The 19,957-nt window shown below is 69.2% G+C and carries 18 protein-coding genes; 9 read left to right on the top strand and 9 right to left on the bottom strand.

Translation table 11 applies throughout. The features are described 5' to 3' along the window. Nucleotides 1–25: 25 nt before the first annotated feature. Nucleotides 26–538: a hypothetical protein gene (locus tag NR810_RS31955; RefSeq protein WP_306818668.1), complete on the top strand. Its 513-nt coding sequence runs from the start codon at nucleotides 26–28 to the stop codon at nucleotides 536–538. 10 nt (nucleotides 539–548) lie between these two features. On the opposite strand, the gene NR810_RS31950 is transcribed toward NR810_RS31955, so the two are convergent. Then, nucleotides 549–2,138, bottom strand: a complete 1,590-nt coding sequence (locus NR810_RS31950) for a leucyl aminopeptidase (RefSeq protein ID WP_257458208.1) — start codon at nucleotides 2,136–2,138, stop codon at nucleotides 549–551. 117 nt (nucleotides 2,139–2,255) lie between these two features. Here NR810_RS31950 and NR810_RS31945 point away from each other — a divergent pair, with 117 nt between their 5' ends. The 3 genes from NR810_RS31945 to NR810_RS31935 all read left to right on the top strand — a co-directional run bounded on the left by NR810_RS31945 (nucleotide 2,256) and on the right by NR810_RS31935 (nucleotide 4,530). After that, the gene (locus tag NR810_RS31945) at nucleotides 2,256–3,149 is read left to right on the top strand and encodes a zinc dependent phospholipase C family protein (protein WP_257458207.1); all 894 of its coding nucleotides are present in this window, start codon (nucleotides 2,256–2,258) and stop codon (nucleotides 3,147–3,149) included. Nucleotides 3,150–3,271: 122 nt separating this feature from the next. Beyond that, nucleotides 3,272–4,048: a sulfite exporter TauE/SafE family protein gene (locus tag NR810_RS31940; protein WP_257458206.1), complete on the top strand. Its 777-nt coding sequence runs from the start codon at nucleotides 3,272–3,274 to the stop codon at nucleotides 4,046–4,048. After that, entirely contained in the window at nucleotides 4,027–4,530 is a 504-nt protein-coding gene (locus tag NR810_RS31935; RefSeq protein WP_257458204.1) for a hypothetical protein, read from the top strand. Before NR810_RS31940 ends, NR810_RS31935 begins: the two co-directional genes overlap by 22 nt. A 17-nt stretch (nucleotides 4,531–4,547) precedes the next feature. Here the strand turns inward: NR810_RS31935 and NR810_RS31930 are convergent, their stop codons facing one another. The 3 genes from NR810_RS31930 to NR810_RS31920 form a co-directional block, all read right to left on the bottom strand. Beyond that, the gene (locus tag NR810_RS31930) at nucleotides 4,548–5,351 is read right to left on the bottom strand and encodes a hypothetical protein (RefSeq protein WP_257458203.1); all 804 of its coding nucleotides are present in this window, start codon (nucleotides 5,349–5,351) and stop codon (nucleotides 4,548–4,550) included. Between the two features lie 259 nt (nucleotides 5,352–5,610). Beyond that, a complete protein-coding gene (locus tag NR810_RS31925; protein ID WP_257458202.1) occupies nucleotides 5,611–6,480 on the bottom strand; it encodes a tetratricopeptide repeat protein in 870 nt (289 codons plus the stop codon). A gap of 24 nt (nucleotides 6,481–6,504) precedes the next feature. After that, nucleotides 6,505–8,121, bottom strand: coding sequence for a helix-turn-helix domain-containing protein (locus NR810_RS31920; RefSeq protein ID WP_257458200.1), 1,617 nt, complete (start codon nucleotides 8,119–8,121; stop codon nucleotides 6,505–6,507). A gap of 373 nt (nucleotides 8,122–8,494) precedes the next feature. Here NR810_RS31920 and NR810_RS31915 point away from each other — a divergent pair, with 373 nt between their 5' ends. The 4 genes from NR810_RS31915 to NR810_RS31900 all read left to right on the top strand — a co-directional run bounded on the left by NR810_RS31915 (nucleotide 8,495) and on the right by NR810_RS31900 (nucleotide 12,001). Then, nucleotides 8,495–9,955 carry a M61 metallopeptidase family protein gene (locus tag NR810_RS31915; protein ID WP_257458198.1) on the top strand — a complete coding sequence of 487 codons (1,461 nt, stop codon included), beginning with the start codon at nucleotides 8,495–8,497 and terminating at the stop codon, nucleotides 9,953–9,955. A 144-nt stretch (nucleotides 9,956–10,099) separates the two neighbouring features. Further along, complete coding sequence (locus NR810_RS31910) at nucleotides 10,100–10,345, top strand: hypothetical protein (RefSeq protein WP_257458197.1); 246 nt, start codon at nucleotides 10,100–10,102, stop codon at nucleotides 10,343–10,345. 94 nt (nucleotides 10,346–10,439) lie between these two features. Continuing rightward, a complete protein-coding gene (gene bufB, locus NR810_RS31905) occupies nucleotides 10,440–11,288 on the top strand; it encodes an MNIO family bufferin maturase (RefSeq protein ID WP_257458196.1) in 849 nt (282 codons plus the stop codon). Then, entirely contained in the window at nucleotides 11,285–12,001 is a 717-nt protein-coding gene (locus NR810_RS31900) for an HvfC/BufC N-terminal domain-containing protein (protein ID WP_257458195.1), read from the top strand. Before bufB ends, NR810_RS31900 begins: the two co-directional genes overlap by 4 nt. 49 nt (nucleotides 12,002–12,050) lie before the next feature. Here the strand turns inward: NR810_RS31900 and NR810_RS31895 are convergent, their stop codons facing one another. The 5 genes from NR810_RS31895 to NR810_RS31875 form a co-directional block, all read right to left on the bottom strand. Continuing rightward, a complete protein-coding gene (locus NR810_RS31895; RefSeq protein ID WP_257458193.1) occupies nucleotides 12,051–14,423 on the bottom strand; it encodes a TolB family protein in 2,373 nt (790 codons plus the stop codon). A 159-nt stretch (nucleotides 14,424–14,582) separates the two neighbouring features. Continuing rightward, the gene (locus NR810_RS31890) at nucleotides 14,583–15,662 is read right to left on the bottom strand and encodes a carboxypeptidase regulatory-like domain-containing protein (protein WP_257458192.1); all 1,080 of its coding nucleotides are present in this window, start codon (nucleotides 15,660–15,662) and stop codon (nucleotides 14,583–14,585) included. Beyond that, nucleotides 15,662–17,311 carry a caspase family protein gene (locus NR810_RS31885; protein WP_257458191.1) on the bottom strand — a complete coding sequence of 550 codons (1,650 nt, stop codon included), beginning with the start codon at nucleotides 17,309–17,311 and terminating at the stop codon, nucleotides 15,662–15,664. The genes NR810_RS31890 and NR810_RS31885 overlap by 1 nt, the downstream gene beginning before the upstream one ends. Beyond that, nucleotides 17,308–18,114 carry a hypothetical protein gene (locus NR810_RS31880; protein WP_257458190.1) on the bottom strand — a complete coding sequence of 269 codons (807 nt, stop codon included), beginning with the start codon at nucleotides 18,112–18,114 and terminating at the stop codon, nucleotides 17,308–17,310. The genes NR810_RS31885 and NR810_RS31880 overlap by 4 nt, the downstream gene beginning before the upstream one ends. Nucleotides 18,115–18,119: 5 nt before the next feature. Beyond that, the gene (locus tag NR810_RS31875) at nucleotides 18,120–18,704 is read right to left on the bottom strand and encodes an RNA polymerase sigma factor (RefSeq protein WP_257458189.1); all 585 of its coding nucleotides are present in this window, start codon (nucleotides 18,702–18,704) and stop codon (nucleotides 18,120–18,122) included. A gap of 125 nt (nucleotides 18,705–18,829) precedes the next feature. Between NR810_RS31875 and serC the strand changes: the two genes are divergently transcribed. Next, nucleotides 18,830–19,918 carry a 3-phosphoserine/phosphohydroxythreonine transaminase gene (gene serC, locus NR810_RS31870; protein WP_257458188.1) on the top strand — a complete coding sequence of 363 codons (1,089 nt, stop codon included), beginning with the start codon at nucleotides 18,830–18,832 and terminating at the stop codon, nucleotides 19,916–19,918. The last annotated feature ends 39 nt before the right edge of the window (nucleotides 19,919–19,957 follow it).

Genomic DNA, 19,957 nt, shown 5'->3' with positions numbered 1-19,957 from the left:
AGTGAGGGAGCCGTCCGATCCGGGGATGGGTGGCTCGGGTCTGGAAGCGGACGCGCAGTCCCCCGGCTCGGATGAGTCCGGTTCGCGACGCTACGTGGACCAGGCCCTGGGCTTCGAGCTCACCCAGCCCGGGGACGGCTGGACGTTGGACCAGACGGACGAGCAGACCCCCGAGGGGCTCACCATTCCCGTCGTCCTGCGCCACCGCGCCAGCGGCGCCCAGATCGTCCTCCAGGTGGCTCCGGCGGTGGCCACGCCGGCCCAGTTCGCCGAGAAGCTGACGATGGGCCTGCGCAGCCAGCCCGGCTTCGTCACCTCGGATCCCGAGCCGATGCCCATGTCCGACAGCGCCGTGGGCTTCCACTTCGCCGTGGGCGACAACGTGCGGGGCCGGGTGGTGGTGCGTGATGGCAGCCCCGGCCACGTCTTCATGATGCTGGCCACCTGGCCGTCGGTCGCGCCGGACGAGGTGCCCGCGGCGGTGAACGCCCTCTTCGAGAGCGTCCACCCGCTGCCCACCATGCCCGATCAGACCTGAGCGGGGGGCCTCAGCCCTTCGCCCGGCCGCCGCGCGACGGCTTGGGAGCGGGAGCCTCCTCGGCGGCTCCACTGCTCTCGAGCTGGCTCGCGCGGCGCCGCACGTACTCCACCAGCGTGCGCACGCCCACGCCCGTGCCGCCCTTGCCCAGGTAGCCCCGCTCCTTGGGGCTCACCGACGGGCCGGCGATGTCCAGGTGCACCCACGGCGTGTCACCGACGAACTCCTTGAGGAAGAGGGCGGCGTTGATGGCTCCGCCCCAGCGCTCGCCGGAGTTCTTCATGTCGGCGATCTCCGAGCGCAGCGCGTCCTTCTGCAGCTCGGTGACGGGCAGGCGCCACATCTCCTCGCCCGCAGTGCGCGCCGACTCCAACACGTCGTTCACCGTGGCGTCGTGATCACCGAAGGCGCCCACGATGTAGTTGCCCAGGGCGATGACGCACGCGCCGGTGAGCGTGGCCAGGTCGATGATCGCCGCCGGCTTGTGCTCGGTGGCCCAGGTGAGGATGTCTCCGAGCACCAGGCGCCCCTCGGCGTCCGTGTTGGTGATCTCCACCGTCTTGCCCGAGCGCGACACGAGCACGTCGCTGGGCCGGTAGGAGGTGCCCGAGGGCATGTTCTCGCAGGCGCCGATGAAGGCGTGCACGGGGAAGGGCGGCTTGAGGGTGGCGATCACCTTCATGGCGCCGAGCACCGCGGCCGAGCCGGCCATGTCCGTCTTCATGTCCACCATGGAGTCGGTGGGCTTGAGTGACAGGCCGCCCGAGTCGAAGGTGATGGCCTTGCCCACCAGCGCCACCGGGGGCTGCTTCGCCTGCCGCGCGTTCTTCGGCGTGTACTCGACGTGGATGAGCTTGGGCTCGTTCGCGCTGCCCTGCGCCACCCCGAGGAACATCCCCATCTTCAGCCGCTCGATCTCCTTGCGGTTGCCCACCGTCACCTTGAGGCCGCCCTCGCGCCCCATCTCCTGGGCCGCCTGGGCGAGCCGCTCGGGGTTGACGACGTTGGGGGGCTCGTTGACCAGGTCGCGCGCCCAGTTGGTGGCCTCGGCCACGCGCTGCGCGAGCGCCACCGCCTGATCGTGCTCCTTCGTCTTGTCCGTGCCACCGGGGAGGGCCAGGCGCACCGTGGTCAGCTTCGGCGCGTTCTTGTCCTCCTTGGCCGCCGAGGACTTGTAGCGCTCGAAGCGGTAGGCACCCAGCTCCAGGCCCTCCACCGTGGCGCGCAGGGCGGAGACGAGGTCCTCCACCGCGGGCACGGCGAACACGACGGTGCGCACCTTCAGGCGCTGGGCCGTCTTCGCGGCGCGGCCGGCCGCCAGGCGCAGCACCTCGGGCGTGTACCGGGCACGCGAGCCCAGGCCCAGCAGCGCGACGCGCTCGGCCTCGAGCTTGCCCAGCGTGTGCATCACGAAGGTCTGATCACTCTTGCCCTTGAAGCCCTCCTGGGCAGCGGCGGCGGCGAGCTTGCCGTCCAGCGGGGCGTCGGCACCCGCCAGCGACGCGGGCGGCTTGTCCCCGAGCTCCCCGTCGAAGAGGGGGATCACGAGCAGCTCACCGTTCGCGCGTGCGGCCTCGCCGGAGATGAAGCTGAAGTTCATGAGGAAGATGGGCTCCTGGAAAAGGGGTGGGCGACTGTAACGCCGCGAATGTTTCAGGCAAGAACGGTCCAGCTATCCGTCGTTGCAATGACACGCCGCGGTGGATACGTCCGGCACATGCCCTCGTTGCTGCTGCACCTGACCGCCATCGAGCGACTGGCCACCAATCCGGGAGACCTGCCCGAGGATTTCGTACGCGCGCTGTCCGAGGACCTGGCCTACGCGCGCTTCGGCGCGGCGCTGCCCGACCTGCCCCTGTGTGACGGGCTGCGCGGCGGGCTCAACGCGTGCTCCTCCGGGACGGACTGGCCCCAGTTCGCGCGGCTGTACCATGAGCGCGCGCCGGTGGGCATGGGCCTGAAGATGGCCGAGCTGGTGGCCGCCGGAGCCCTGGTGGGCACCGAGGCGGGGCTCGCGCTGCTGGCCGGCTACTTCACCCACCTGTCCCTGGACCGCGTGCTCCATCCACATGTGGACACTCTGGTGGTGCGCCACCGGCGCATGGGGGAGCACGCGCTCGTCGCGCACCGGAAGATCGAGTGGACGCAGACGCTCTTCTACCTGCGTGAGCTGCACGGGGTGGATCTGGTGGGCAGCCCGCGCCTGCGCTCGAAGTTCGAGGTGACCAAGAGCGCGGGCTTCCCGGTGAAGGGCATCGGCCGTGGCATCTACGAGCTGGTGCGGCTGGCCTCGCAGGAGACGTTGCAGCAGGCGCCCACCAAGCAACAGGTGGATGGGTGGGCGCGGGGGCTGTACACGGCGGGGTTGTACCTCTCCAGCCCGCTGGGGCGGATGAGGGCGCTGCCCGCCTACTCGCAGCTGAGCTTCCAGGAGCTGTACCGCAACGACGCCTTCGACTTCGCCTCCGAGGTGGAGCACGCGGTGGCTCAGTGCCGCGGGGTGTTGCGGCGTCTGCTGGCGTACATGGCGCGAGGCATCTTCACGCCGCGTGCCCGCGCGCGTTTCCTCGAGGAGTTCCCCGAGGGCACCATCGGTGCGTGCGCGGCTTAAGCACTCGGCCGCCCATTGGAAAGTTGCACGCGGAGAGAGGGGCGGCCAGCCGATCGAGCACCGGAGGTCACGGGGAATGCCGCTATCCGATCGGCAAGGCGACCCCTATCCTCTTCGTGGGTATGACGGTACTCCTTCTCATCTCCGCCGGTGTCCTCGCGGGTGCGACAGGTGCCCTCCTGGGGGTAGGCGGAGGTGTCATCCTCGTTCCCACACTGGTGTTGGGCTTCGACGTACCGCTGGAGGAGGCGGTCCCCGCGAGCCTCATGTGCGTGGTGGCCAGCTCCTGCGGTGCGGCGGCCAGCTACGTGGAGCGCCGGCTGAGTGACATCCGCCTGGGGTTGACGCTGGAGCTGGCCACGGTGATGGGAGCCATCGCCGGAGGGCTGGTGGCGGGCCTGCTGGCCCCGGCGTGGGTGGCGCTGGTGTTCGGCCTCTTCACCCTCTACGTGTCGGCGCAGATGCTGCTGTCGCGTCCGCCGAAGGAGCAGTGCGTGGAGGACTACGTGCCCCACAACTACCCGTTGGGCATCTCCGGCTCCTTCGTGGCCGGGAGCCTGTCGGCGCTGCTGGGGGTGGGGGGCGGTCCGCTCAAGGTGCCGCTGATGAGTCAGGGCATGGGAGTGCCCTTCAAGGTGGCCAGTGCCACCAGCAACCTCATGATCGGCGTGACGGGGGCGGCGAGTGTGGCCGCCTACGCGTGGCGCGGGCACGTGAAGCTCGCGCTGGTGGCGCCGCTGGTGGTGGGAGTGCTGGCGGGCGCGTCCGTGGGGAGCCAGGTGATGCCTCGCGTGCCCACGGCGGTGCTGCGGCGGTTGTTCGCTCTGGTGCTGCTGCTGGTGGCGGCGCAGATGCTGTGGAAGGGGGGGGAGGGACTGTGGCCGAATCTGCTGAGATGACGAGTGCGGCGGCTCCCGCCGTGGTGACGGTGGGGGCTGCTCCCGTGGAACTGACGAACGCGGTCCGGGTGGAGATGACGAGCGCCACTCCCGCGGGACTGACGCAGGAGACACCTCCACGTCAGCAAGCGGTTTCCGGTGCGCCAGTGGCTCCGCTGCGGGACGACACCCCCGCGCACGTCAAACGGGCGGAGGCGGGGGAGCGGTGGATCTCCCGGCTCCTGAGGACGGGCGCCATGTGCAGCGGGGCGCTCTTCCTCTCCTCACTGGTGCTGGAGAGCCTGCCCGAGTCCGAGTCCGTGCACGTGGCCATCGACGTATTGCGCAAGGGCGCGGCCTCGGCGCTGCTGGTGACTCCGGTGGTGCGGCTGGTGGTGGCGGGCACCACCCTGGGAATCCGCGGCGAGTGGCGGTACGCCGTCTACGCGGCCGGAGTGCTCGGACTGCTCGCCCTGGCCGTGGGCGCGGGCTTCCACGCTTGATGCCTTTCGACTTCGCGCTATTGCATTCCGAGCTCGTGCTCCCAGTCATGTAACAGCCCGATCAAGTCCGCCGTGCGTGCGGCGGATACCCGCTCGAAAGCCAGGGGCGCGAGGGAGGCGAGGCGCTCGCGCTGGAATGCGGGGTCGGCCAGAACCTGCCGGTGCTTCAGGCCGCTTTCGGAGGAGATCGCCCGGGGCATCTGCCGGAGGATGGCCTCGATGCTGTCCTCGCGGGTTGCCCTCGCCATGCGTTCCACCGCCAGCTCCAGGCGCGCGCGCACCGGGGGCTCTTCCTCCGGGCACCACGCATCCAGGGCCCAGGGGCAGGATGCGACCATCAGCTCCTCCAGGGTGTGTGCGGTTCCCGGGTTCATGAAGAGGTAGCGCGCCGTCTGGAGCGGCTCCCAGAAGCGCAGCACCGCGCGTAGGCGCGAGGCGGCGCGCTCCGCGCTCACCGGGCCCATCTGCGCGAGTGCGAAGAACAGCGCACCCCAGGCCGTGTCGTGGAAGGACTCCTCGTAGGCATTCCTCACGGCGAGGGAGTTCTGATCCTCCAGGGTCTCCCACAAAGCCTCCAGGACGTTGGACACCATGTAGAGCCGCCAGACCCGCTGCTCGTGCTGGAAGTCGGCCACCCCGAGCGTCGACACCACCTCCCCGGGAGGTATCTCCAGCACCTCTCGAGGGAGGGGGAAGGTGCCGTTCTTCCGGTACTGCTCACCGAACCACTGCCCCGCCTTTCGCGTCTTCCGTTGAACCGAGGGGTAGGTTCCATGCAGGAAGGCCGGCAGTTGAAGGGAAGCAGGCTGTCCAGATGTCATGGGGAGTGTCCTAACAAACCGGATCCTCAGTGAGGATATCCCTGGACAGTCGGACTGGAGGGCTCCCCACCCGCCGCCGGGCCGTCATTCATTGCCAGCAGGAGTCGCGGCGACGGAGTGGGCGCGAGGGGCGCCCTGTACCGCGATGCCTCCTGACCCCAGGCAGAGGACATCCGACCGCTGGACGCCGTGGTGCAGCCGGCCAGTGCCGATACGAGCAGCAGGACCGTTCCACACCACGAGGCCTGGGTCAGCCGTCTCACACCCCGCGCGCGTCGAAGTGGGCCAGGACCTTCCGGGCCTTGGCCACGTCGTCGTGACGGCCCTGCTCCTCGAAGAGCGGAATGACCGCCTCGAGCTCGGCGCGCGCCAGCTTCCACTCCTGCCCGAAGGTGTACGCGATGCTCAGGTCCCACCGGGCTCGCGCCTCGTACACGTGGTCGTGCAGCTCCGAGTAGAGATCCACCGCCGACTGCAGCAGCGGTCGCGCCGAGTTGTGGTTGCCCAGCAGGCCCTCGGCCTCGCCCAGCAGCAGCCTGCACAGCGCCAGCGGCTCCGGATCGCCTTCCTTCTCCAGCAGCGGCATGGCCTCGGCGAAACGCTTTCGCGCCGCCTCGTACTCGCCCGCCTCCATGCGGATGTCGCCGATGTCCATCAGCAACTGCGCGATGCGCGGCCCGTTCTTCGCCTGCCGGTACAGCAGCAGCGCCTCCTGGTACTTCTCCTCGGCGCCCCGGGCCTGGCCCAGCGAGCGCAGCGACTCGCCAATGGCCGCCCGGCACAGCGCCTCGTTCTCCTGATCCTTCAGCTCGTTGAACAGGAACGTCGCCTTGGCGATGTGCTCGATGGCGCCCCGGTGATCCTCGAAGTGGGCGCGCGACACCCCGAGCCCGAAGAGCACCTGCGCCTGGCCGTGCTTGTCTCCCGCCGTCTGGAAGAAGCCCAGCGCTTCCTCGTAGTGACGGCGGCTCTCGGCATGGTCCTCGAGCATGCCGTGCAGCTCGGCCAGGTGCACCAACCCCCGGCCGATCTCCACCGGTTCTCCGGTGATGCGCGTCGTGGCGAGCGCGTTGCGCTGCTTCTGGATGGCTTCGAGGATGTGGGCGCGTTCGGTATCGGTCAGGCTCATGAAGAAGGCTCGGTGCTCCTCGGCCTAGTTGTTGCGGCGGCGGGACGGCTTGTCCAGTGATTCCACACGCGGTGGCTCACGCTGGGACTCGCGGTGCTCGCCGTTGCCGTTGCCATGGCCATTGCGGCCCTCGCCGTTGCGGTGCTCGCCACGGCCGGCCTCGTGCACGAGGAGGGGAGAGAAGAAGCAGTCCTTCTTGGTGTACTCGTCGAAGGAGAAGGCGAAGCGGTAGCTGGCGGCCGCGCGCTGGTTGCAGTCGGTGCGCTCGCAGAAGCGGCAGGAGATGCCGCTGGGCACCGCGTCCTTGCGCAGATCCGTGGTGGGCAGGCCGTACGCCAGGTACTTGGCGTTCTCCGCGTGCGTGCCCAGGCCGATGGAGTAGGCCGTGCCGCGCACGATGGAGCCCTCGATGGGCTGCAGCTGCACCTTCGCGAAGCAGAAGTACGAGGTGCCGTCCGGCATCATCGAGTACTGCCGGGTGATCTGCGACGGGTTGAGGAAGGCCAGGTGCACGGCCCACTTGCCGCACGAGCCGCCGCCCGTGGCGAACTTGATGCCGGTGCCGCTGTAGCGCTTGGAGATGTTGCCGGCGATGTCCGAGCGCAGGAAGTGGAAGGGCAGGCCCCTGCGCTTGGGATCCGACAGGTTGCACAGCCGGTGAGCCACCGTCTCGTACGTGGTGCCGAAGAGGTTGGAGAGCAGCTCCACGTCGTAGCGCGTGCGCTCCACCTCCTTGAAGAAGTCCCCGTACGGCAGCATCAGCGCGCCGGCGAAGTAGTTGGCCAGGTTCACCTTGATGAGCCGCTGCGTCTCCGCGTGCCGCGTGCGCACCGCGCCGACGATCCGCTCCACCAGCTTCTCCCGGTCCAGCACCATCAATCCGATGGACGCGGCGAGCTGGAACTTGAGCGGCTGCTCGGTGAGGTCCGGCGAGAGGATGAGCTCCTGGTTCTCCGGATCGAACCGGCGCACCACCGAGGAGCCGCTGGCCGCGGACTCGAAGCGCACCCGGTAGCCGAAGCGCTCCTCCAGCAGCGGCACCATCTGCGCGCTGGTGAGCAGGCGTCCCAGCTTGAAGTCGCGCCGCAGCGCCTCGGCCTGCTCCTCCAGCTCGGGGAAGTAGTTGTGGTGGGTCTGGAGGAAGTCACTCACCTCGTCGAAGGGTGAGTAGTCGAAGCGCAGGCCCGGCCCCGCCGAGCTGCCCGGCGCCGACTGCGTGCGCGCCCGCTCCTCCGCGTTGAGCTGCGCCAGCACGTTCTCCAGCTGCGTGCGCGTGTTCTTGTAGAGGTTGAAGAGCGCCGCCACCGTGCCCGCCAGCTTCGGCTCCGCCGACAGGCTCTGCAGCGACTCGGGGTCGATGTCGAGGCTCTTCAGCAGCGGCTCGTCCAGCAGCTTCGCCAGCGCCTCGTCCACCCGGCCCTCGCCGAGCGTGGACATGAACTGCTCGGGGTCCTGGTCGAAGTAGCGCAGCGCCTTCCACAGCAGAGGGAAGGGCATGACGCGTTTGCCCTTCTCGATGAGATTCAAATAGGCCGGGGAGACCCCCAGGTCCTTGGCCGCGTCCGTCTGCTTGATGTTCCGCGCGAGCCTCAGGCTGCGCAGCTTCAAACCCACGTTCGCGTTGAGTGCGTTCTCGTTCATCTCTGAGTGTCCCGGACAGGTGCCCTACCCCAAGTACCCGTCACCTCCGACACGCCCACTGTGCGGAGCCTTTTACCGATTTGCAACGAACGTTTTCGGGGGGAATGAGCCCTGTCCGTCAGGGAACGGTGGGCCACCACCCCTCTCCTCCCGAGCCGTTCGGGAGAATGTAATCCTCTGGATTTGCTGATGATTTCCGTCAGCCCGTGGACCCGTGGGGGCAGGTCGTCAAAAGGGCTGTCAAAGGTTTACCAATGAGGTGTAACAGCGTGCCGGTAGGAAGAAGAGGGAGGATGGCGCAGGGCCCGGGGGTCTGGAGGCCATTCGGGCGCTCGCTTGCGTGGAGGCGTTGGGCGAGGCTCGAACGATGTCCATGGCCGAGCTCCGTCCCCCCCGTGGATGGCCGACCCCTTTCCTCTTCTTCGTGCTGGTGGCCCTCGGGTGGGTGACGGGCGGGTGCCATATGGGGGCGCCGCGCCCCACGCCCGGGCCCACGAGGGAACTGGCGGCGCTGCGCTACCACGTCACCTACGTCCGGGAGCCCGAGCGCGCCCTGGAGGTGGAGCTCCTGCTGCCGCGGGAGGAGGCCCCCCTGGATTTCCTCTTCACCCAGCCCGGAGGTGTCTCCGAGGTCCTCGCCTCGGGCGAAGAGGGCTCGGAGCAGGCCCTGCCGGTGTCCGAGGAGGGCGGCGTCCTCGCTCCGCCGGGCACGCGCCGCCTGCGCTACCGCTATCCGCTGGAGGCGCGCGGCCGTGAGGGACACTCGGCCCTCTTCGCTGGCATGGGCGAGGGGGACGCGTGGCACGTCGCGGGCCGGGCCTGGCTGCTGCGCCCTCGCGTGGTGACGCCGTCGCTGCGCGCGGAGCTCGTGGTCGGGGGCACGGAGGCGCTGCTGCCCTGGGCTCCGGACGCGGACGGTGTCTACCGGCTGCGGGGCGTGGATCTGGTGGACTCGGGCTTCCACGGCTTCGGGGGCCGGCGGTGCACCGTGCGCCTCCCGGGCGCGGTGCTGGAGGTGGCGGTGCTCGGACGCATGTCGCACGTGGAGGATGCGGCCTTGTGTGCGTGGGTGCGCCAGGCCGCCGAGGAGGTGATGACGGTGCGGCGCACCTTCCCGTACCCGCGCGTCACCGTGCGCATCATCCCGGTGCCGCGGCGCGCCAATCCCTCTCTCTTCGGCATGGTGTTGTGGAGCTCGCCCCCGAGCATCTCCCTGCTCGTGGGCCAGGAGTCGACGCCCGAGTCCTTCGCCCGCGACTGGGTGGCCGTGCACGAGCTCCTCCATCTGACGCATCCCATCTTCATTCCGCGCGTCAGCTGGCTGTCGGAGGGGCTGGCCACCTACTTCACGGAGCTGGCGCGGGCCCGCTCGGGCAGACAGACGCCCGAGCGCGCATGGCAGGAGCTCCTGGATGGCTTCAACCGGGGGCGCCAGGCCGTGGGCACCCGGACGATGCGGGACGTCATCGACCGGGGGGACTCCTACATGGGCACCTACTGGACGGGGGCGCTCTTCGCCCTACATCTCGACGTGGAGTTGCGGCGCACCACCGGCAACCGCCACGGGCTCGAGGACGTGCTCGAGCGGCTCGCGGCCGCGGGTTCCACCGCCAGTCTGGAGGACTTCACCCGAGCGGTGGATGCCGTTGCGGGCCGCCCCCTCTTCCAGGCGTTGCTGTCACGTCATATGTCCGCACCGTCTTTTTCCGAACAGGATGCTCTGTTACAAGCCCTGGGTGTGGAATCCGGACCGCTCGGCCTCCAGCTCGGCTCGGCGCGTGACAGCCAGGTGCGAGAGGCCCTGGTGGCCAGGCGCTCCAAGCCAACCAGGTAGCCGCTGCGCCCGGAGGAAAGGGAGCCCGTAACCCGACGAGCCCGGAACACGTATGTCAGACCGCGCACGCACAGTCCCGGGCGATGGGACTCCCCGCCACGTGCAGTTCCCATCTCCCACCCAGGAAGTACGAAAGGAAGTCCCATGAACGTCAAGGCCATGGCCGCCATCGTCGGAACCCTCTCCCTCGGGACCCTCGCCACGGGCTGTGCGACCGGGAAGCCCGTGAAGTCCTCCGTCTCCTCGGATAGGGGCAGTCAGTACGCGTGCAAGGTCGACGTCTCGGCCGCCCGGCAGGTGAACTCCACCGCCGCCACCGCCACCGCCGAGAAGGCCAGCGAGCACTCGTGCGGTAACTCCAGCTGCGGCGGCGCCGCCGCGCCGCAGTAGGCATCGAAGCTCCCGGGACTCCCGGGGGCTCTTCTTCCGGGCGGCAGGGGGATTCCTCTCGCCGCCCGCGTCTTTTTCACGGGGAATCATCGGCATGCCAGCGAGCTACGCGCGCAGACATGGATTGAAGCCGCTCGGAGCGGGCATCGGGCTGCGGCGCGAGTTCTACGCGCGGCTCCCGGAGACCTCCCGCGCGCTGGACTGGGTGGAGATCATCCCCGAGAACTTCCTCACGCTCGGCGGCCGTCCCCAGCGCGCGCTGGACGCGTGCGTGGAGCGCTGGCCGACGCTGCCGCACGGCGTGGCGCTGAACATCGGCGGGGCCGAGCCGCTGGACGAGGACTACCTGTCGCGGCTGAAGGCGCTGGTGGAGCGGGTGGACGCGCCCTTCTTCTCGGATCACCTCTGCTACACGCGGCTGGGAGGGGCGTACCTCTACGACTTGCTGCCGCTGCCCTTCTCGGAGGAGGCGGTGGAGCACGTGGTGCCGCGGGTGCGCGAGGTGAAGGCGCGGGTGGGCCGGCCCTTCCTGCTGGAGAACCCGAGCTACTACGCGCGCATGCCAGGGGGGACGCTGAGCGAGGCGGCCTTCCTGCGGCACGTGGCCGAGGAGGCCGACTGCGGCCTCTTGCTGGACGTGAACAACGTCTACGTGAACGCCCAGAACCACGGGTATGACCCGAGGGCCTTCGTGGACGCGCTGCCGCTGGAGCGGGTGGTGCAGCTCCACCTGGCGGGGCACGAGCGGCTGCCGGACGTCATCATCGACACGCATGGGGCGGCCGTCTGCGACGACGTGTGGACGCTGTACCGCTACGTGCTGGAGCGCACGGGGCCGGTGTCGACGCTGATCGAGTGGGATCAGGACATTCCCTCGCTGGACGCGGTGCTGGACGAGGCGGACCGGGCGCGCGCGGTGCTGGCGGAGGTGGAGGGACGATGAAACCCGGGCTGCGCGGCTTCTTCGATTCGATGGCGGAGTACTTCGCGGACCCGGGCCCGGAAGGGGTGGAGCGGCTGTACGGGGCGCACCCCGGCTGGGACGCGCCGCGCTCGCGGGTGGAGCTCTACGGCCGGCTGGTGCGGCACCATGTGAGGTCCACGCTGGAGAAGCTCTACCCGCTGACGCGCGCGAGTGTGGGCGAGGAGCGGTGGGAGGAACTGGTGCGGGCGTACGAGGCACGCCGGCCCGCGCGCCCCTTCGAGATGAACCGGATGGGCGAGGGCTTCCCCGCCTTCCTCGCGGACGAGGTGGAGCGGCGCGGGTTGCCAGCCTTCCTGCCCGCGCTGGCGCGCTTCGAGTGGACGGACTTCGCGGTGTACGCGTCGCTGGAGCCGGTGCCGGAGAAGGTGGAGCGGCTGACGGTGAACCCGACGCTGGCGGTGCTGGAGCACCCCTTCCAGCTCTGTGCCTACGTGAGGGACAGGGGCCAGGGGCAGCCGGCGCCGGAGCCGGAGATGGCGCTGCTGTGGCGGCACCCGGAGCAGCTGGTGACGATGTTCGCGGCCGCCAGTGACCGCTCGCTGCTCGCGGTGAAGATGGCGCTGGAGGGGCTCACGCCGTCCCAGGTGGCGGAGGCGACGGGCGTGGCCGAGGCCGACATCCAGGCCGCCGTGGACGCGTGCGTGGCGGACGGCCTCGTCCTGTCTCCGTGAGCGAGGAGGCGGCTCCGGTCATCCACCGGAGCCGCCGGACCGCTCGGGCCTACTGGATGGGCACCTTGCACACGGTGCCGTTCGCCGAGTTGGCGCACCTCAGGCCATCGCAGCACGCGGCGTTGGGTCCGCACTGCTGACCGAGGCCGGAGCACGGCGGACGGCAGGTGCAGTTCTCGCCGGTGCACTCGGCGCCGCCGTCATCCAGGCACCGCATGCCATCGCAGCAGGGCGCGACCTGCGAGCACTTCTCGAAGGCCGTCCCGCACAGGGCCGGGGGCGGCTTGCACACGCAGGCGCCGCTCTTGTCGCACGGGATGGGCGGGTCCTTGGTGGGATTGACGCAGTTGAGGCCGTTGCAGCACGAGCCGGCCCCGGTGCAGCTCTCACCCACCGTGGAGCACCCGTTGACCACGAAGTACTCGGCCCACTGGGCGATGTGGTTGGAGGTGCCGAGGGTCTGGAAGGGCAGGGCGAAGGCCGTGTAGGACGGATCCTCTCCCTTCTCCATCTTGCCCCCCTCCACCGCCGCCATCCACAGCAGCGTGCCGCTATCGGGGTACTCGGAGCCTCCCTTCGGCGGCTTGCGCAGGCCGTACATGCGGCTGGAGGAGAACGTCGTCCACATCAGCTGGCTGCTCTCGCTCGCGCTGCCCCTCGTCACGAAGGGGCTCCACTTCGGGTAGCTGTTGGTCAGGTTCGTGTTGCCGTTGTCCATGGGGCCCGGCGCGTTGATGCGCGCCAGCTCCACCGGGGTCGCGTTGGCCTGCAGCTTCACCGCCCACATCTTCGCGGACGGATCGGTGTCCGCGTTGCAGTACGTCTCCTTCTCGGAGCCGGCGGTGGGGCAGGTGGACTCGTTGTACACGAGGAAGGCGTTGTTGGGCGCGATGGCCGGGTAGTAGCGGTTCTTCCCACTCACCGCGGGCACGAGGGTGAAGGGCGCGCTCCAGGAGCCATTGGCCTGCTGCGTCACCGCCTTGATGCTGCCCTTGCCCATGCGCTGGTTCGTCTCGCGGATGCCCACGGACGTGTAGGCGATCGTCTTGCCGTCCGCGCTCCAGTCGGGGTGGTTGGCGGGATTGGTCTGGGTGCCGGTGTTGGGGATGAAGCCGGTGCGCTTGCCCGTGTTGCCGTCGAAGAGGAGCAGGTTGTGGTTGTTGGCGCCAGTGTCGGTGTAGACGCCGACGAACTTGCTGCCGTCCGGGTTCCACGACTCGAAGATGCTCTTGTCGTCGTCGGTGGTCGTGACGAGGGTCGTCGTGCTGGTGGGGGTGAAGTTCGTCAGATCCACGAGAGCCAGGCGGCCATCGTGCTGACCCTGGACCTCGGCCACCAGCTTCTTGCCGTTGCGGCTCAGCGCGTGGCAGCCCACACAGTTGACATTGGAGCTGTTGATATTCGTCTTGGTCAACACCTCGGAGACCCCCTTCTTCTCGGGATCGGCGAAGTCGTAGCGCAGGATGCCGGGGTTCTCGCCCGTGGTGTTCCAGTAGTAGAGCGCGCCCTTGAGCTCGGCGCGGGAGAACTGGATGGAGATGGGATCCGAGACGCCCACCGTGCCACCCGTGTCACCCGTGGCGCGCAGGATGACCCGGACGGGCTGGCCACCGCGGTTGCTCTGCGCGAGGAAGTTCCACACCTCCTCCGAGGGCGTGTAGATGCAGCCGCGATTGACGCCTTCGGGCAGGACGAAGCCCTTCGGCAGGTAGCAGCGCAGGTAGACGCGCACGTCGGTGACGGCGTTGCTGAAGGCCAGCTCGAACAGCGTGTTGGTGGTGGGACCGGGCAGGATGTGGAACTCCAGCTGTCCCAGGTTCGGCGGCACCATGACGCCGCTGTTGGGGTAGACGAGCCTGGGCTTGCGCGAGGCTTCCACCTGCCCGTCGAACCTCGACTCCGGCTGCGAGGGAAGGGGGGAGGTGCTGGGCGTGTTGCTGTCCGGCAGCTTCTGCGCCATCTTCACGGTGATTGGCGTGGAGACGGACATGGTACCGACCTGCGCGCGCACGTAGCTGGTGCCGCCCACCTTGGCGCTCGACTCGAAGGTGGCGCCCTTGAACGAGCCCAGCTGCGTGTTGTCGATGAAGAAGCTGGCCTGCGCCGTCACGTCCTCCGTGTGCTTGTCGGTGAAGGTGCCGGTGACGGTGTACTTCTGGGTGACGCCCGTGTTGCCCGTGACGGAGAGAGTCGCGTTGGCGGGGGTGATGGTGATCGACTTCAGGGTGCTCCCCCCGTCGTCGGGTTCGACGGGGTTGCCGTCGCCACCGTCACCACCGTCGTTACCCGTGGAGTCCCCGCCGTCCCGCCCGCCATCCGCCGTTGTATTGCCGTTGCCGTTTCCTCCAGGACCAGGGGAGGTACAGCCAGACAGCGCCAGGGTTGTCATCAGGATGCCGAGTAGCCAGTTTGTCTTCCACATGACTGGCGAGAGTAGCGCTAATCCTGACGTCCTGCTCGTGGTTCCGGACAGATTCCTCCCGGCGCATGCACTTGCATCGCAAGCTTGAAATGTCGCGATAAAGCGCGTGTATCTGTGTTGAGAATTTCCCGGATTCTCACAACGCGTTGTGAGTGATTCCTACCGCCTTGGACGGCAGACGGAGCCCATGACCGAGTCGGTGCAGGCGAAACCCTCGGGACACTCGGCGTCCGCGGTGCAGCGGAAGGTGCAGGCCTGCTCGACGCACAGGCCCTGGACGATGCCCCGGGATCTGCAGCCCTCGTCGCCCTCACAGAAAGCGCCCACCTGCCGGTAGGCGAAGCAGCTCGAGAGCTGGGCCTGTGGGGGCAGGCACTTCGCCCCCTGGCAGGTGAAGCCCTGCGGGCACGGCGCCTTTCCCTCACACCGGGTCACGCAGGCCGTGTTGCCCCTGGGAAGCGTCTCGCAATGCGTGCCGGGCATGCACTGCCAATCCCCATTGCAGGAGGAGCACAGGGCACCGGCGCCCTCGCACCGCTCGCCCCGGCAGGAGAAGCCCGGCGCGCACTGCTCATCCGAGGCGCACTCCACGCACCGGCCATCCGCGGCGCAGTGGGTGCCGCGCTCGCAGCCGGTGACGGCGCAGCCAGGGGTGGTGAAGCCGCCGTCCGGCTCGGCCAGTTGGACCTTCAGGTACCTGTACTCGCGCTCGTCCACGCAGGCGTCCGTCTTCTTCACCGGGAAGCCGGGGACGGAGATCTCGAGGCCGTAGCAGCCATCCGGCAGGGGACCCAGGTTCAGACACCCATCCTCGTCGAGCGCCAGGCCCTGGAAGGGCGTGCCCTCCACGGAGACCTGTCCGCCGGGCACGCGCTGGCGCGAGGGCGTCTTCACGCGCAGCTCCAGGAAGCTGGCCTCTCGCGGCACCACGTCCTCCAGTTGTGCCGAGCCGCCCCCGGGCACCTGCACCGGCAGGCGCACCGCCTTGTCCGCGGAGGCCACGATGAAGAGCTCCACGGGGCCCGCGGGGACGTTCTTCAGCACGAAGCTGCCGTCCTCGGCCACGCTGGCACGCAGCGCCGGGTCGCCCACCAGCGACACCATGGCCACCGACGGGTCCGCCTCCGTGAGACGGCCCCTCACGGTGCCCGTCCGGAAGGGAGTGTTGTCGAAACCCCCGCACGCGCCGACCGCGAGGGCGAGGAGCATCATCACGCTGTAGTAGACGGTCTGGCGCATCAGAAGCGGTACCCCACGCCGGCCCATCCACCGGAGAAGCCCACGGCCTGCCCCTGCCCATCCACCACCACGTACGTCAACATCAGCTGCGTCTGCGCGGCCAGCTCCAGCCGGTCGCTCAGGCGCCACACCACGCCACCCACCACGCCCGGGCTGAAGGTGAAGTACTGCTGAGCCCCGGTGAAGGCCTCTGTCTGGAAGGACCGCTGAAGCAGCAGAGCGGCCACACGCGGCCCCGCGTAGAGCGACAACCGCTCCCATCGCCACGTGTAGGGAACCGCGGCTCCCAATGACACCGAGGTATAGGTGAAGGGCACGGAGCCGCCGGGCGTCAGGTGGAGGTTGCGCCGGCCCCGGCTGCCACTCACGTCGAGGACGAGGCTCAGGTCCGGCAGCGGGCGCTCCTCCAGCCGCAGCACCAGCGCCAGCTCCGGCGCGGCCGGCAGCAGCTCGTTGCGGCTGCGCGCGTCCACGAAGGAGAACATGCCGCCCATCACCGTCAGCGAGCGGCGCGGGAAGGCCTGGGACAGCAGGCGCTCGAGCGGCAGCCGCTCGCCCTCGGTGATGTCCACCACCTCGCGGATGAGGATGTCGTCGCCCTTGGTGAGCTCCACGGTGCGGCGGCCGGGCGTCACGGCGGCGCCTCCGGGCAGCTCCGTGCGCGTCTCGCCATCCACCTTCAGCGTGAAGCCGTCCAACCGGGGGTTGTACGAGAAGAGCTCCGGGCGGCCCATCCGGTCGATCCGGCCGGAGAGCACCACCGGATCCGCGCCCACCTCGAGGATCTCCGCCGAGGGCCGCTGCCGCCCCTCGGTGAAGGCGTAGGTGCGGCGGCGCGCGTAGTCATGGGCCTCGGTGGCGGTGACGGCACCGTCGACATTGCGGTCCGCGGCCCCGTTCAGCCCGTTGATGAGGAAGTGGGTGTAGATGTCGTTTCGCAGCCCCTCGTCCTCGCGGGCCGTCTCGCCCCAGTCGCAGGCGGCGAACACCATGGAGGCGCGGCTCGACTCCTCGATGGGGCGCGCGTAGAAGCCGGACTTGATGCCGGCCAGCTCGGCCTCCAGCTCACGGGGCAGCAGCGACTTGCCGCTGCCGCTGTGACACGTGGCCAGCACCATCAGCCGGCGGCGCGAGGGCAGCTGATCGAACTCGGACTTCAGCACGTCCATGGACAGCGCCGTGCGCGGAATGTCCCGGTACGCCGCGTCCGTGGTGACCAGGTATCGCTTGAGCTCGCCCGTGCCGTCGCGGGCCAGCGTGCCGTGCGCGGAGAAGTACACCACCACCACGTCATCCGGCCGGGTGGCCTCCTGCCGCAGCTGGCGCAGCGCGGCGAGGATGGAGGTCCGGGTCGTCTCCTCGGGCCGGGTGAGGACGCGCACCCGATCGAAGTGACCGCGCCCGGGATCCCTCAGCGCCGAGGCCAGATCCTCCGCGTCCTTGGAGGAGTAGCGCAGGTTGCGCCACTGCGAGTCCTGGAACTGCGACACGCCCACCAGCAGCGCCAGGCGCCGGGGGGCATAGGCGTCGGAGAGCGCCGTCTCGTCCACCCTCACGGACACGAGCCCGCCCTTGCCGCCCTTCTCGAGCGGGCCCGGGCTCGCGCAGGCCGCGAGTACCGCCAGGAGCGTGAAGAGGAAGCGTCTCACCGTGGGCCGGGATTGTGCCCTTTATCCGCGTTGACGAGGAGATCGAACCGGTTGACGGCGAGCGCCGAGAGTGCCCCCATGTCGCCATGGGTGAGTGCCTCGCGCACCTCGTCGGGAGGGAGCGCCTGTCCCGAGGGGAAGCCCACCAACCACACGGTGAGCGGACCGGACTCGCCCTCCAGGCTGAGTCCCACGAGGCCCTGGAGACCTTCCAATTCGTGCGTGCCGGCCTGGAGGGGGAACTGGCCGAGCAGCTCGGGCTGCATGCCGTCGCGCTGTTGGAAGAGGAGGGCCTCGCCGGCCTCGGTGGCGTGGTAGCGCAGCACCAGCACCTCCTCGTCCGAGGCGGTGGCGCCCGGATCCATCCGGCGCAGCTCGCCGGACGGCTCGCGGGCCACCACGGACATCTCCAGGGCCAGACGGCCCACGCCCTTCACCCCATCCCAGGCCGCCGTCTCTTGCACATGGGGCACCTGGGCGCGGGTGAGGACGACGAGCCCCGCGAGGCCCGCGGCGAGCGCCACGCCCGCGGCCACCTTGCGCCAGACGGGGGCGGGGCCGCGCAGGCCCCGGCGGACGCGGGCGAACCCCACCTCGTCCAGTGGGGGCTCCTCCTGGCGGGCGGGCGCCAGGTGGAGCAGCAGGGCATCCACCTGCCCGTCGAGCAGTCCGGGTCCCGGTGTCTTCGCCAGGAACTCCATGCATTGCTCGCACGGGTGCGCCAGGTGCTCGCGGAAGTACGCCACCGACTCCGGCTCACCGGCCGTCAGGGTACGCAGGGCTTCGGCATCCAGGTGTCTCATCCCACTTACTCCCACCGTCCGGCGAGCACGCGCCGGAGCAGCTCCTGCTTGATTCGGGCCCGGAAGCGCTCCAGGCGCATCGTCACGGCACTCTTTCCCACGCCCAGCTTCTCGGCGATCTCCCGCGCGGACAGCTGGCCGTCCACATAGAAGAGGTACACGGTCTTCTTTTCCTCGCCCTCGGGAAGCTCGTCGATGAGCTGGCGCACCACGGCCATGTCGCGCTCGAGCTGGAGGGCCTCGGGCATGAGGGCGACGGTCTCCGGCTGGGGGTCGGGGTTCTCCTCGCCGAGCCGGCGCGTCTGGCCCTTGCGCTCCAGGCGGGTCCGGGCCCGGTTGCGGGCGATGGACAGGAGCCACGCCTCGAAGGCCGCTGGCTCCTTGAGCCGGGGGAGCGCCTTGAAGGCGCGCACGTAGGTCTCCTGGATCACGTCTTCCACCTCATCCGGGTCCAGCGGGGCAAAGCTGGAGGTCAAACGTGCCACCAGGGGGCGGGTCCGCCGGTACAACTCGCTGAAGGCAGGCGTTTCCCCCCGTGCCGCCCGCACCACCCACTCCCTCAGGTCCCTCGGGGAATTCACCTGGCTCATGGACCCTCCTGGCGCCGGAGCGGCCACACGCCCTGGGGTGGACGGTAGCCGCGCTTCCCGCTTCCCCTGGGGGGAGCGTTGGGCAGAATGGCCGCGCGGTTGTTCACTTTCGTGAGGACACAGCCATGCGCGTCATCAACTTCAACCCCGGTCCCGCTGGACTGCCCCTGCCCGCCCTGGAGCGGGCGAGGGACGAGTTGCTCGACTTCCAGGGCTCCGGCATGTCCATCATGGAGCACAGCCATCGGGGCAAGGAGTACGACGCGGTCCACACGGAGACCCTCTCCCTGCTCACCGAGCTGCTGGGCATCCCGGACACCCACCAGGTGCTCTTCCTCACGGGAGGGGCCTCGCAGCAGTTCGCGCAGGTTCCGATGAACTTCCTGCCGCCGGGAGCCAGCGCGGACTACCTCATCACCGGGGGGTGGAGCGAGAAGGCCTATGAGGAGGCGAAGCTGGTGGGGCAGGCGCGCATCGCCGCCACCACGGTGTTGCCGGACAAGCGCTACGTGCGGGTGCCTCGGTCGGACGAGGTGAAGGTGGACCCGAAGGCCGCCTACGTGCACATGACGAGTAACAACACCCTCTTCGGCACGCAGTGGCACACGTGGCCCGAGGTGGGGGACGTGCCGCTGGTGGCGGACATGAGCTCGGACTTCATGTGGAAGCCGACGGACGTGAGCCGCTTCGCGTTCATCTACGCGGGGGCGCAGAAGAACCTGGGCCCCTCGGGCGTCCTCATCGCGGTGGCCCGCAAGGACTTCATCGCCCGGGGCCGCAAGGACATCCCGAAGATCTTCCGCTACTCGACGCACGCGGAAAACAACTCGCTCTACAACACGCCGCCGACCTTGGCCATCTACCTGTGCCGCAACGTGTTGGCGTGGGTGAAGCAGGTGGGAGGCCTGGCGCAGTTGGAGAAGTGGAACCGGGAGAAGGGCGAGCTGCTCTACGGGGCGCTGGACAAGCACGCGGGCTTCTACCAGGCGCCGGTGGAGCGGGACTCGCGCTCGTACATGAACGTGGTGTTCAGGCTGCCTTCGGAGGCGCTGGACGACAAGTTCGTGGCGGAGGCGAAGAAGGCGGGGATGGTGGGGCTCAAGGGACACCGGATCACCGGAGGCATCCGCGTGTCCACGTACAACGCGGTGACGGTGGACAACGTGAAGACGCTGGTCTCGTTCATGGAGGAGTTCATCCGCAAGAACGGGTAGCGTGGAGGCCTCTACCTTCCAGGAGGGGTCATTGAAGAA

The sequence above is a fragment of the Archangium lipolyticum genome (assembly GCF_024623785.1).
GTDB classification, from domain to species: domain Bacteria; phylum Myxococcota; class Myxococcia; order Myxococcales; family Myxococcaceae; genus Archangium; species Archangium lipolyticum.
The sequence above is the reverse complement of the archived record's forward strand: the minus strand, read 5'-3'. Positions and strand labels throughout refer to the sequence as shown.